Consider the following 13,082-nt stretch of genomic DNA (forward strand, 5'->3'; position numbering starts at 1 on the left):
AAACCTCAAACTAACCCATTAACAGAGCAGCAAAGGTCAACGAAAGGCCGAGAAACCACTCAATGTGGTGAGTAGGTTCTCCGGTGGCGGTCGTGCCTGAGTTCAAGCGAGCTGAAAATCCGACTTTTTCAACAGAATCAGCCGTTTTCTACCCGTCGCGAGAGGCAGAAGTCGACCCAAAGCGGTCAATCGGCTTGGCTTAACCGCTATGCCACGGCAACGGACAAAAACATCAAAGAGGTAAAAACCGCGGGTCAACCCATGCTGAACAACTGGCGGATCAGGTTCGGTGTGCTGCCGGTCCAGCGTTTGAATGAGCGACGAAAGTTGGCTGCATCGCTGAAGCTCAGGTAGTCGGCCACTTCTTCGTTGCTGAGTCCTTTGACTTGATAGAGATAGAGCGCCACCTGTTTGCGCACGCGATCCACTTGCTGCTGAAACCCGGTGTCGTGTTTTTGCAGTTTGCGCTTGAGGGTGGCGGGGCTCATGGCGAAGGACTGGGCGGCTTGTTCCAGGCTCGGCGGTTGGCGCACCTTTTCCAGCAAGTAGTTGTAGAGGCAGTCGGTGAAGCTCTGCGCAAAACCAAGCTGTTCGATTTGCCCCATGGCTTCCAGGCGGGCGACCTGGCCGGCGGTGGCTGAGGCATTGGGCCAGGGTTGGGCGAGGTATTCCCTCGGGATGCGCATCAGGTCCAGCGGCCGTTTGAACTGGGTGTCTTCGCCCAGGTGCACCCAATACTGTTCGACGTATCGCGGCTCGGCATGGCTGAGGCTGCACACCCACGGCAGGCGGCGGCCGCTGAGCCACTGACTCATGGCCACCAGCGAGGTCATGCTCGCTTCCAGCAGGAATCGCCATTGCTCGCCCGCGCCGCAACTGTCCAGCCAATAGACATAGGCGAACTGTTCATCGAGCAACAGGCGCGGCGTGGCCAACGGGCTGAGCAACGCCTGTTGCTGCACTAGCGAGTCGAGGGCCTGGTGCAGGTTTTGCGCGTGGCGCAAGGCGTGGCTGACGGCGCCATAGTGCCCAGGCAATAACCGTTGGCCGAACAGGAAGCTGCTGTCGTCGGCATCCAGCAGGCGCCGGCTGTTGCCGATCAGTTGCAGAAACTGCTGCGGGCTGAGGCGAGTCTGGCCCGCCAGAATATCGACATGGAACAACCCTGTGCCGCGTAGCAGGCGATGGCTGTCGATATCCCGGGACAACGCCAGATCGATCAGGGTGGCGGGTTGGTAATGCCCGGGAATGAAACGGCTGTCGGCTTCGTACCAGGTGGTTTTGACGGTCATCGCCGGGCCTCAGGCGCTTTTGGCGAGCGGTTGCCTGGCCCGCGACAGTGCCAGGTTCAGGCGTTTAAGCAGGGCTTCGGGCGTCTCGTCGAGGGCCATCACCACCGCCGTACTGGCCGCGAGTTGCAGGCGTTCGCCATGTTGGCGGGTCTTGTGCGCCAGGCGGTGCACGGCGTGTTGCAGCTCCTGCGCCAGGAGCTGCGCCTGACGCTCGCCGGTGTTGGGCAGCAGCACCACAAAACGGTCGCCGGCCAGACGGCAGAGCAGGTCCTGACGGCGCAGATTGAGCAGCAGCAAATGACTCAGGGCCTGCAGCACGGCGTCGCCCTCGGCGTGTCCGAAGTTCTGGTTGATTGAGGCAAAGTTGTCCAGATCCAGTACCAGCAGCGACAGCGGTTGTTGTTGCCTGATGCTTTCGCCAAGGCTGTCGACCAGTTGCCGTTTGAGGTAGTCGGCACTGCCCAGCGGCGTGAGTTTGTCGAACAGTCGGTGTTCGCGAAACAGCCGCTCGCGTTTCTCCATCTGTGCGCTGATCGCCAGTTGTTCGCGATGCCAGTGATAGATGCCGATGGTCAACAGAATCATGCCCACCGGCATCGGTCCGGACTCCAGCCAGTGGTCCCAGGTGATGCTGTCGGGCAGGCGGATGAACTCGTCGAGGCTGTCGATCCACCAGGAGAAAAAGATGCAACTGAGCCCGAGCGCCAGGTAGTTGGTGACCCGTCCAGCGGGGCGACTTTTGAGCACCAGCCCCAGCCAGACCAAGGCCAGCAGCGCCGAGCCGCCTTCGCCAATGATGTCCAGCCAGACCCACTCACTGACGGCTTTCAGATCGCCGCATGCCAGGTGCAGCAGCAACCCGAGGTTGGCCGCCAGCAGCAGGACGGTGAGTTTCCAACGGTGGGGCTTGAGCACTGAGAACATGACGGCGGTCCTTGGATGAGGAAGCGATGCGCGCCAGCACAGCAGATGTTTATGACAGTCGGGTGACGAGGCACGAAAGTAAGGGGGAGGTCGAATCAGCTCACCGTGAATTGTGTTTTCAGCGCTGCGCCGCGCGTTCCCATGAGCGCTTGCGTGTTTCGAACGGCGTTCCTGCAAGGGTGTGGGCACATCCAACAGCAGGTCAGGCTGACTCACTGTATTGCCAGCAGGTCATTTCAGCTCATTCCCACCCCCGATTCCCGGCAAACAGGCGGTTTAAAGGGCTTGTCGCCCGGTGCTGTCACAGAACCGTCACGCCCCGTGCCTAGCTTGCCCTCCCACTTGCCGGGCCACTTGCCTGGCGTTGAGGGACTCTTTGGGGAAGGGCATTCATGTACCAGCGCAGCAGTCATCCGCGCCGCGGCACCGGCGCAATCTTCAGTTTCACGCTCACGGCGTTGACCATGGCGTTGGTCAGTGAACGGTTGAGCGCGGCAGACGCCACGGCCAATGTCGAGCATGTCGAAGTGATCGGTCAGGCGGCGAGCATCGATTCGGCGCTCAAGGAACAGCGCCGCTCGGATAACATCGAAAGTGTGGTGCATGCCGATGGCATGGCGCAGTTGCCCGACGAGAACGTCGCCGAAGCGGCGCAGCGCCTGCCGGGGGTCAGTGTCGAGCGTGATCAGGGCGAAGGGCGGTTTGTCAGCGTGCGTGGTTTGGGCCCGGACCTGAACAGCGTCACCATCAACGGCACGCTGGTGCCTTCGCCGGAAAGTGAACGCCGCGCCGTGGCCCTCGATGTGTTGCCGTCGGAACTGGTGCAATCGCTGTCGGTGATCAAGACCCTGACGCCGGACATGGATGCCAACTCCCTGGGCGGTACGGTCGATGTCCGCAGCCTGTCGGCCTTCGATCACCCGGGGCTGTTTTACACCGGCAGCAGTGAAGCCAGTTACGACAAGAACACCCACCAGACCAGCCCGAAATTCTCCGGCGCGGCCAGCGACCGTTTCAGCCTGGGCGACGGTATCGATAACTTCGGCGTGGCGGCAGCCCTGAGCTGGCAGAAGCGTGACTTCGGTTCGGACAACGTCGAAACCGGCGGTGCCTGGGATTTCCAGCGCGGTGCCCGCCTGGAAGAGTTCGAACAACGCGACTACGACATCAGCCGGGAACGCACCGGCGGCGGCCTGAACTTTGACTACAAGCCCGATGACCTGAGCAGCTATTACCTGCGCACCTTGTACAGCCGTTACAAGGACAGCGAGACCCGCAACGCCACCAGCATCGAGTTCGCCGACCCGCAGGCGCCCGGTGAATTGGGCGAAGCGCAAGGCAAGCGCAAGCTCAAGCAGCGTGAAGAGACCCAGCAAATCCAGTCCTACGTGTTGGGCGGTGAACGCCTGTTCGGTCTCTGGACCCTCAGCGGCCAGGCTGGTTACAGCCGCTCCAGTGAAGACAGCCCCGGCCACATCGCCAACGCGGCGTTCGATGCCAATGACGATTTCACCGATAGCGGCTTTTATAGCAACGGCGAGCCACGGCCGATCATTGGGCAAGGTTTCTACGACCCGAACAGTTTCACCCTCGATAAAGTCGACTGGGAAAAACAGAACACCACCGACACCGAGAAAAACCTGCGCCTGGACCTGGCCCGGGATTACGACCTCAACGGGTACGCCGCGCAGGTCAAGTTCGGCGGCAAGGTCAGCCGACGCAACAAGGACAACGACCTCGACGCCTGGGTCTACGAAGACTTCGACGACCTGGGGTTCAACGATGAACAGCTCAACCTCAGCCAGTTCCGCAAAGGCTCGGTGGATTACCGCCTCGGCGAGTTCGGGCCGGGCATCAGTGGCAGTGCGATCAAGCAGTTGATCGGCGGGCTGGACCGGGACGACTTCTACGATCCAGTCGAATCGGCGGTCAACGACTTCAAGATGAGCGAGGACATCAACGCCGGTTACCTGATGAACACCTTCGACATCGACGACTGGCGGTTCATTGCCGGTTTGCGCTACGAGGGCACCGATTTCGATGCCAAAGGCACCGGCGTCAACGATGGCGAGTTCGAGGCCACCGACACCAAGCGTAAATATCACCACTGGTTGCCGGGCTTGCATGCGCGTTACCAACTGGACAGGAACACTCAGGTGCGTGCGGCCTGGACCAAGACCGTGGTGCGCCCGACCTTCGGTCAATTGGCGCCGGGCTTTGTCATCGACGGCGACGAGGCGACGTTTGGCAATCCTGATCTCAATCCGCTGGAGGCGAGCAACCTCGACCTCGGTATCGAGCACTTCATGGGACGTGCGGGCACGGTCTCGGCCTTCGTGTTCTACAAGGACATCAAGAACTTCGTCTACAACACCGATCTGGCAGGCACCGGCGCCTGGGTGGACTTTGCCGAAGCCCACACCTTTGCCAACGGTGACAGCGCAAAACTGTACGGGCTGGAACTGGCTTATTCGCAGCAGTTCGACTGGCTGCCGGCGCCCTGGAACGGCTTGCTGGTCGGGGCTAACGCCACCTTCAGTCGTTCCGACGCCGAGATCAAGGGCTTCGACGCCACCAGTGGTACGAACCTCAAGCGCAGCATCGATCTGCCGAATCAGTCGGACACGGTCGGCAACCTGATGCTCGGTTGGGAAAACGACACAATCAGCCTGCGCCTGTCGGCCAACTACAAGTCGGACTACCTCTACGAGTTGGCCCCTATCAACGACAAGGCCCACGACCTGCACGTCGATTCCCAGACCTTCGTGGATTTCAGTGCGCGCTACTCGCTGACGAAAAACCTGCAAGTGAGCTTCGAGGCGCAAAACCTCACCGACGAGTCGTACTTCGTCTACACCGGCCACCGCTCCTACAACGGCCAATACGAAGAGTACGGCCCGACCTACAAGCTCGGCCTGACTTTCACCCATTTCTAAACGCCGGGACGGCAGCCCGGTGCTGCCGTCGCGATGGACGCACGACAAGGACTTTGCCTGTTCATGACTATTTCTTTGCGACACACACATTGGCTGCTGGCTGCAATGATAAGCCTGGCCGCTGACCAGGCCCTGGCGGCGACGCCTGGCCTGACGCTCACGCCTTGGGCGCCGAACCTCAAGGTCGAGGAACTGGCGTTCCTGTCCGCCGATCAACGCCTGGCGGTCAGCCCTCGTGATGGCTTGCTGCTGCTGGATGCCAAAGGCGCCGAACTGGCACGCATGAAGGGTTCATTCAGCAGCCTCGACAGCCGCGCCACCGCGCAGCAGGCGTTTGTCGCCAGCCTCGACACCCGTCGCCAGCAAGCATTGGTGGTCGGCCTCGATACGGCCAGGCGCACGTGGGGCACGCCGCTGTACTTGCCGACGCGAGACTTCGGGGTGAATGGCCTGTGCCTGTACCGCGACGACGCCAGCAACCTGTTTGTATTTTTGGTGGGTGAGGAGGGCAAGGGTGAGCAATGGCTGCTGGGCAACGGCAACGTTCTGAACGCCGGGGCACAAAAGGTCCGCACCGTGCCGCTGCCGCCGTCGGCACAGTTTTGTCAGGTCGATGACGCTGCGCACCAACTGGTCGTCAACGAAGAAAACGTCGGTTGGTGGGCGTACCCGGCTCACGCAGAAGCCGATGTGACCCGCACGCCCGTGGCGATGCGTGACCCCTTCGGCGATATCAAAGGCGCTGCCGGTGCGCTGGCGTTGGTCCCCGGTGGCGTTGTCGGGCTCGACCCGGAAGCGGCGCAACTGAAACTGTACCAGCAGCAGGGCGAGCGCTGGACGGCCCAGGCAACCTTGCCATTGTCCGGACTCAAGGAACCGGAAGGCCTCGCCCTGCGTAACACCGACCAAGGTTTGCAGGTGTTGATTCGCGACGATGCCGACGGGCGTGTGTACCAGGGCCAGATCGACTGGCAAGCCAGACCGGTTCCGCTGGCGCCGGTGTTGCCGAGCGTGGCAGCGCGTGTCCAGACCGATCCGGTGGCCCGTCAGGGTGATGCTGCGGACGATCCGGCGATCTGGATTCATCCGCAACAACCGTCCCTGAGCCGTGTGCTTGGCACCAATAAAAAACAGGGCCTGTTGGCGTATGACCTGCAAGGCAAACTGCTCCAGGAGTTGCCCGTCGGGCGTTTGAACAACGTCGATGTACGACCGAACTTCAAGCTTGGCGAGCAAACCGTGGACCTGGCGGTGGCCAGTCACCGCGATCACAACAGCCTCAGCCTGTTCACCATCGACCGTAGCACCGGCGAGCTGGGCGATATCGGCGAAGTGGCCACGCCGCTCAAAGACATCTACGGCATCTGCCTGTTTCAACCGGCCAGCGGTGAGATCTACGCGATTGCCAACGACAAGGACGGCACCTTCCTGCAATACCGACTCAGTGCGGTCAATGGCCGGGCCCAGGGAGAGTTGGTGCGCCAGTTCAAGGTCGACAGCCAGCCGGAAGGCTGTGTCGCCGACGACCAGCGCCAACGACTGTTTCTCGGTGAAGAGGATGTCGGGGTCTGGGCCGTGGACGCGCGCGCCGATCAACCGGCGACTTTGACCAGCGTGATCAAGGTCGGCGCGCAGTTGCAGGCGGATGTCGAAGGCCTGGCGCTGTATCAAAGCGCGGGGCGGGACTATCTGGTGGTGTCCAGCCAGGGCAACGACAGCTACCTGGTGCTCGACGCTGAGCCGCCGTTCGCCAGTCACGGCGCGTTCCGGGTCGGTTTGAACGCGGCGGCGGGCATCGACGGCGCGTCGGAAACCGATGGTCTGGAGGTGACCTCGGTCAACCTCGGTGGCCCCTGGAGTCACGGCATGTTGGTGGTTCAGGACGGCCGCAAACGCATGCCCGAGCAAGCCCAGAACTTTAAATTCGTGCCCTGGGCCGAGGTCGCCCAAGCCCTGAAGCTGCCCTGATCCGGACCGTCATCACTCGGTCATCAAATTTCCATCGAATAGCCTCGCGACCGTTGCGCATCAACGGTCGCGCCGCAACCCACAAGGAGTTTCACCATGCAGGCCACGCTCGAACACATGACGATCTGGGGGCTGATCAGCGACGCCAGCCTATTGGTCAAAGCCGTGATGCTCACGCTGTTGCTGGCCTCGTTGCTCAGCTGGTACCTGATCATCCAGCGTAGCCGTGTGCTGCGCCGCCGCGAGCGCGGGTTGAACAGCTTCATGCAGCGCTTTCGCAGTGCACCGGAATTGCTGTCGTTGCTGCGTGGAACTGCACAGGTCAAGGATGTGGAGGCCGGGATCGAAGCTGTTTTTCGCGCAGGTTTTCAAGAATTTTGCCACCTGAAACAGCAAGCCGGTCACCACGCCGATGCGGTGCAGGAAGGCGTCGAGCGGGCGCTGTACGTCGCCATCAGCGAAGAAGAAGTGCGTCTGGAAAAGGGTCTGCAGTTCCTCGCCACGGTCGGCTCGGTGAGTCCTTACATCGGCCTGTTCGGCACGGTGTGGGGGATCATGAATTCGTTCATCGGCCTGTCGCAGGTGCAGCAGGCGACGCTCTCGACAGTCGCGCCCGGTATCGCCGAGGCATTGATCGCCACGGCGATTGGCCTGTTCGCGGCGATCCCGGCAGTGATCGCCTACAACCGCTTCGCGGCGCGCAGCCAGACACTGCTTACGCGTTATTACGCCTTCGGCAATGAGCTGCAAGTGCGCCTGCACCGCACGTTGCACGGCGCGCCGTTGAACCTGGCCACAGCGGCCTGAACGGACTTCAAGGAGAGGCAAGATGCTAGTCAGGCCGCAACGCAAGCATGGGCCGAAGGCCGAGATGAACGTAGTGCCTTACATCGACGTGATGCTGGTGCTGTTGGTGATCTTCATGGTGACCGCGCCGATGCTGACCCAAGGCGTGAAAATCGAGCTGCCCAAGGTCGCCAGTGAGGCCTTGGCCAACGATACGCGCCAGCAGATCCTCACGCTGTCGGTGAAAGCCGAGGGCAGTTATTACTGGAACCTCGGCGGTGAACTCGACACCGAGCACCAGACCGACAGCGCCGTGGGTCTTGATGAACTGCGCGCCAAGGTCGAGCAGATCATCGCCCGGCGACAGGACACGCAGGTGTATATCCGAGCGGACAACGACGCAGGTTACGGCAGTGTCGTGGCCGCCATGGCGGCGTTGCAACAGGGCGGCGTCAGCAACCTCGGGCTGGTGACCGAGGCTGCGCAATGACCACGATGATCCTGCACGACACTGCACCGCTGGCGACCGGGAGATGGACCTCGATGAAGCGCAGCGACTTATGGCAGCACAGCTTTGCGGCGGGTCTGGCGGTGGCGCTGCATGGCGTCGTTGTGCTGTTGTTGATCAACAACTGGACCCCCGAAGTGCCAGCGGTAAAACCAGCGAAAGTCATGACCACGCAGTGGGTGATGTTGGCGCCGACGGTCCAGCCGCCTGTGTCAGCACCAGCACCCATGCCAGTGGCCGAGCCTGTGGTCGCGGCTGCAGCAACCGTGACACCGAGTGTTCCGGTCGAGCCGACCAAACCGCTGATCGACCCGCAGATTCAGGCACGCAAGATCGAACAGGCTGCCCTGGCGCGCAAACGGGTCGAAGAACGCCAGCGCGAACAACAGGCCGAACAGCAACGCCAGCAACAGGCCTCTCGAGCGCGCGAGCAAGCCGCAGAACGACAGCGCCAGGCGCAACAACAAGCGCAACAGGCAGAGCAGTCCCGACTGAGCACCGAGCGCGCCCGCCAACAAGCCGCAGCGGACAGCCGTCAGTACCTGCCACTGAGCAAGGAAGCGCCAGAGTATCCGGCACGGGCTCTGGATAAAAATATCGAGGGCGACTGTTCCGTCGAATACACCGTCAACACGAAGGGCCAGATCGAAAACCCTAAAGTGCTGGACGGGTGTCACCCCTTGTTCATTCGTCCGTCGCTGGCGGCCGCGCAAACCTTCCGATACCAGCCGCGCATCGTCGATGGTGTGGCCGTCGCAGTGCCGTCGGTGCGCAACACCTTTCACTTCAGAATCAAGTGAGACCTGTCGGGCGCGGTGGGGAAGGGGGGGAGATAGACGGGATCATCAGGACTGGGCGGTTTCCGCCCATCACGTAGGGGCCGGCGTATTGGCTATTGCAGGCATGCGCCCTGCGGTACTAGCGATGGTTGTGATAGCGTTCGGTCAAGGATTGCACGAGGGTGACGTAGGATTGCGTCTCGGCGTAGGGCGGCACCCCGTTGTACTCGTCCACGGACGCTTCGCCGGCGTTGTAACCTGCCAGCGCCAGCATCTGGTTGCCGTTGAAGCGCTTGAGCAGCCAGGCCAGGTAACGCACGCCGCCACGAATGTTCTGTCGTGCGTCGAACGGGTCGTCCACGGCGAAGCGCTCGGCGGTGGCGGGCATCAACTGCATCAGTCCCTGGGCGCCGGCTTCGGAAATGGCGTTGGGGTGAAACGCCGATTCGGCATGGATCACCGCGCGCACCAGCGCCCTGTCGACACCATACTGACCCGAAGCGGCTTCGATCTCGCGCTGATAGGAGCGGGTGTCCAGGCGCAGCGAGGCGACCTTGAAATCCTTCGGCGCCGTGCACAGGTAGCAGCCCTTGATGTAATACACCTCAAGCACATCGACCCGTGCGGAGATCCCGACGGGGCGCCGGCTCACGTATTGACGAACACCCTTGTGCATGAAGGTGAAGACCCGAATCCGCATCGCGCCCGAGTCGTCGCGCTGCACAAGCCGTGGCAGGGCCGTAGCCTTGGCACCGGCACCGGCACCGGCACCGGTGCTCGCCATGCCATTCACGCGAGCGCAGCGGGCACTGGCGATGGCCTGGCTGTGGTAGCTGATGGCGCCGTCCCTGTCCTGGCATCTGAACAGGGCGCTGGCGCACAGTGGCGCGACCAGCAAGGTCAACCCGATGCCGCCATGAAGGCTCTTGCGAGCCCATCGCCATGCTCTGCAACTCATCACATCGCTCCGCGTCGAGGGCGCCTGGCCCGGGCGCTGTCTCTGGAGGGCCTGTCCTGTGTGACCCGGCTGTTGTACTGACAGTTATACCCCTTGTAGCCAGCCTTGGAACTTGCGTTGACGTACGGGCTGCCGGCGTTCCCGCAGCGAACTCAATGTTGTGATTCAACCGCTCGTAAATAGTCAATTTGCGTCTGTAACGCTTGCGGGTTTCTATCCGCAGCCTGGATAACCAGCCAGGACATTTATCTATAGAGTGGTTTCGCTGTCCTCATTGCGGTCAGCCATGCGTCGTCTAAATAGGGAGACTCCAATGACCACTGCACATGTTTTCATCGCCACCAGTCTGGATGGCTTCATTGCCCGGTCCGATGGTGACATCGACTGGCTATTGCAGCGCGATGATCAGAGCGAGGATCACGGCTACCAGGCCTTCATCGCCGACAAGGATGCGATCGTGATGGGGCGGGGGAGCTACGAGAAAGTGCAGACCTTCGACACCTGGTTCTACGACCGGCCAGTAGTGGTGTTGTCTCAACAGTTGGCCGATTCGCAGGTGCCTGAGGCGCTGGAGGGCAAGGTGCGTTTTTCCAGCCTCACGCCATCAGACCTGTTGGCGGAACTGGCGAGGCAAGGCGTGCGTCGAGTCTATGTCGATGGCGGGCAGTTGGTGCAATCATTCCTGCGTGAAGGGTTAGTCGCCGATATGGTGATCACCACTGTTCCCGTGCTGATCGGGTCGGGCAGACCATTGTTCGGGGCCCTTGCGCAGGACATTGAATTGAGGCTGGTAACCAGCCGGAGCTTTCCTTCGGGTCTGGTGCAGTCTACCTATCAGTTGACTCCTTGACCTTGCGGAGGGGAGGCCCGATCCAGGGCGAGGGTGAAAGGGCATTTCGTCCACGGTGCTGTCGTGTGACCGTTTCTGGCCGATTACTGTCTGTCACGATGGGCAGAAATCGACCCAAAGCGGACCGTCGGCACAAGGTAGAACCTCACTGATTTCCCGCCACAATCAGAGAGCGCCCGTGGGTTTTAAAGTGTCCGAATGGATACCTCACTCTTCACGCCTGCGGCATTCATCGCTTCGGACGGGGCTCGATTCACAAGCCCCTGGCACCCCAGAATGGTTGTGCCTGTGACTTGGCGATGATTTGAAATATTAATGACTGAAACATCAATATTGAAATATGTCTCAATATTGAATACCTTGGTGATACCTAACGATGAGACCTGTGCGCCTCACGACTTCAATCACCCAAGGGCTCAAGATGAACAACAATAAAAATGTTTCTGAATTACCTTCCTCCGCCGTCGATGTGCTGGTCGTCGGTAACGGCCCAGTAGGTGCGACAATCGCGGCACTGCTCGGCCGCTACGGGGTTAGGACCCTGGTACTGGATAAGCTCCATGACATCGTACTGATGCCTCGTGCCATTGCTCTGGACAACGAGGCCTTGCGCATCCTGCAACTGGCCGGATTGTCGGAGGACGCTTTCGAGAAGATCGTGATCCCTGAAGTGAAGATGCACTCGCCGGTTCTCGGGCAATTCGGGCGAGCCAATACTGAAGGGTGCATCGATGGCCATCCCAAACTCGTAACGTTCTATCAACCCGACCTCGAGCGGGCGATGCGTGGCCAGGTTTCCCGACTGAAATCAGTGACCAGCCTGGGTGGTTTCGAGCTGGAGAGTCTGGTCGAGGAGGCGGGGGGCGTGGTCGCCACCGTGCGGGATCAAAGTGGGCACTCGCATTCTGTTCGTGCCCAGTACCTGATCGGTGCGGACGGCGCCAGTTCCAGGGTCAGGGCGCTGATCGGCCAGGAGTTCGAAGGCCAAACCTACGCAGAGGACTGGTTGATTGTCGATGCCAAGAATCGGCATCAGTCAGCCATTGATCACATTGAATTTATCTGTGATCCGCGGCGGCCCACGCCGCACATGCCCGCCCCCGGTGGCAGGGAACGCTGGGAGTTCATGCTGCAACCCGGCGAATCACGTGAGGAGCTGGAAAGCCCGGAAAGCATCGCCCGGCTCATTGCGCCATGGGTCAATCCACAGGAACTGGAAATCGAGCGTAAGGCGGTGTATCGCTTCCACGCGCGTTGCTGCAACCGATTCAGCAAGGGGCGTACTTTTCTTGTTGGCGACGCCGCACACATCACCCCTCCCTTCGTCGGGCAGGGCCTTGTAGCGGGCCTTCGTGATGGAGCTAACCTGGCCTGGAAGCTGGCTTGGGTCATTCGTGGCCATGCCGCGCCGGCGATCCTCGATACCTATGACGTAGAGCGTCGTCCGCACGCTCAGGCGATGATCAATCTGGCGAAACTCATGGGTAGCCTTGTGATGCCCAAAAGCAAGATCGCAGCGTTCTTTATCCACGGCTTTATGCGCATGCTGGGGTTGACTCCTGCGACCAGAAGGTACTTCGAGCAGTTGGACATCAAGCCGAAAAATACCTTCAAGCACGGCCTGTTCGTGCAGCATCGCCGGGGTGACAAGCTGGTACGTGGCAGCCTGTTTCCCCAAGCCTGGATTCGCACCCTGCAAAAGCAGATCAAGCTGAGCGACGATGCACTGGGAGACAACCTGACCCTGGTGGGATTCGGTGGTGACCCGTTGTCATTGCTCACCACTGATCAGATCGTTGCCTGGGAAAAAATGGGGGGGCACTTCCTGGAGGTCAGACCTCGCGGTCAGCGCTCCGACAGCCGTTGTGACTTCATCGAAGACATGAACCATGAGATCCTGCCGCTGGCTGCGAAAGGCACACTGGTCGCCGTTCGTCCTGACCGTATCATCATGCACCATGCCCCTGGTACAGAGGCCGGTAGACTCCTGCGAGAATGCCAGAGCCTGCTGATGAGTGATCAAGCCACCCCTGACAGGGTTTCCAGTACCATCAACGAGCCGATTAGATTACGAGCCTGAT

General features: G+C 60.9%; 10 protein-coding genes. 7 read left to right on the plus strand and 3 right to left on the minus strand.

The window, feature by feature from the left end:
• Positions 1-254: 254 nt before the first annotated feature.
• Both BKX96_RS02685 and BKX96_RS02690 read right to left on the minus strand, forming a co-directional pair.
• Positions 255-1,292 carry an AraC family transcriptional regulator ligand-binding domain-containing protein gene (locus tag BKX96_RS02685; RefSeq protein WP_077182603.1) on the minus strand — a complete coding sequence of 346 codons (1,038 nt, stop codon included), beginning with the start codon at positions 1,290-1,292 and terminating at the stop codon, positions 255-257.
• A gap of 9 nt (positions 1,293-1,301) precedes the next feature.
• Positions 1,302-2,216: a GGDEF domain-containing protein gene (locus BKX96_RS02690; RefSeq protein ID WP_077182604.1), complete on the minus strand. Its 915-nt coding sequence runs from the start codon at positions 2,214-2,216 to the stop codon at positions 1,302-1,304.
• Between the two features lie 392 nt (positions 2,217-2,608).
• On the opposite strand from BKX96_RS02690, the gene BKX96_RS02695 reads away from it, so the two are divergent.
• The 5 genes from BKX96_RS02695 (at position 2,609) to BKX96_RS02715 (ending at position 9,214) form a co-directional block, all read left to right on the plus strand.
• Entirely contained in the window at positions 2,609-5,152 is a 2,544-nt protein-coding gene (locus BKX96_RS02695; protein ID WP_077182605.1) for a TonB-dependent receptor, read from the plus strand.
• Positions 5,153-5,257: 105 nt separating this feature from the next.
• The gene (locus tag BKX96_RS02700; RefSeq protein ID WP_256721387.1) at positions 5,258-7,120 is read left to right on the plus strand and encodes a phytase; all 1,863 of its coding nucleotides are present in this window, start codon (positions 5,258-5,260) and stop codon (positions 7,118-7,120) included.
• A gap of 96 nt (positions 7,121-7,216) precedes the next feature.
• Complete coding sequence (gene tolQ, locus BKX96_RS02705) at positions 7,217-7,927, plus strand: protein TolQ (protein ID WP_077182607.1); 711 nt, start codon at positions 7,217-7,219, stop codon at positions 7,925-7,927.
• Between the two features lie 22 nt (positions 7,928-7,949).
• Positions 7,950-8,396: a protein TolR gene (tolR, locus tag BKX96_RS02710; RefSeq protein WP_077182608.1), complete on the plus strand. Its 447-nt coding sequence runs from the start codon at positions 7,950-7,952 to the stop codon at positions 8,394-8,396.
• Positions 8,393-9,214, plus strand: a complete 822-nt coding sequence (locus tag BKX96_RS02715) for an energy transducer TonB (RefSeq protein WP_077182609.1) — start codon at positions 8,393-8,395, stop codon at positions 9,212-9,214. The genes tolR and BKX96_RS02715 overlap by 4 nt, the downstream gene beginning before the upstream one ends.
• Before the next feature lie 118 nt (positions 9,215-9,332).
• Here BKX96_RS02715 and BKX96_RS02720 read toward each other — a convergent pair whose 3' ends face one another.
• The gene (locus BKX96_RS02720; protein WP_077182610.1) at positions 9,333-10,151 is read right to left on the minus strand and encodes a lytic transglycosylase domain-containing protein; all 819 of its coding nucleotides are present in this window, start codon (positions 10,149-10,151) and stop codon (positions 9,333-9,335) included.
• A gap of 313 nt (positions 10,152-10,464) precedes the next feature.
• Between BKX96_RS02720 and BKX96_RS02725 the strand changes: the two genes are divergently transcribed.
• Both BKX96_RS02725 and mhpA read left to right on the plus strand, forming a co-directional pair.
• A complete protein-coding gene (locus BKX96_RS02725) occupies positions 10,465-11,001 on the plus strand; it encodes a dihydrofolate reductase family protein (RefSeq protein WP_077182611.1) in 537 nt (178 codons plus the stop codon).
• A 421-nt stretch (positions 11,002-11,422) separates the two neighbouring features.
• Complete coding sequence (gene mhpA / locus BKX96_RS02730) at positions 11,423-13,081, plus strand: bifunctional 3-(3-hydroxy-phenyl)propionate/3-hydroxycinnamic acid hydroxylase MhpA (protein WP_077183117.1); 1,659 nt, start codon at positions 11,423-11,425, stop codon at positions 13,079-13,081.
• The last annotated feature ends 1 nt before the right edge of the window (position 13,082 follow it).

It is taken from the genome of Pseudomonas putida (assembly GCF_001976065.1).
GTDB classification, from domain to species: Bacteria; Pseudomonadota; Gammaproteobacteria; order Pseudomonadales; family Pseudomonadaceae; genus Aquipseudomonas; species Aquipseudomonas serbica.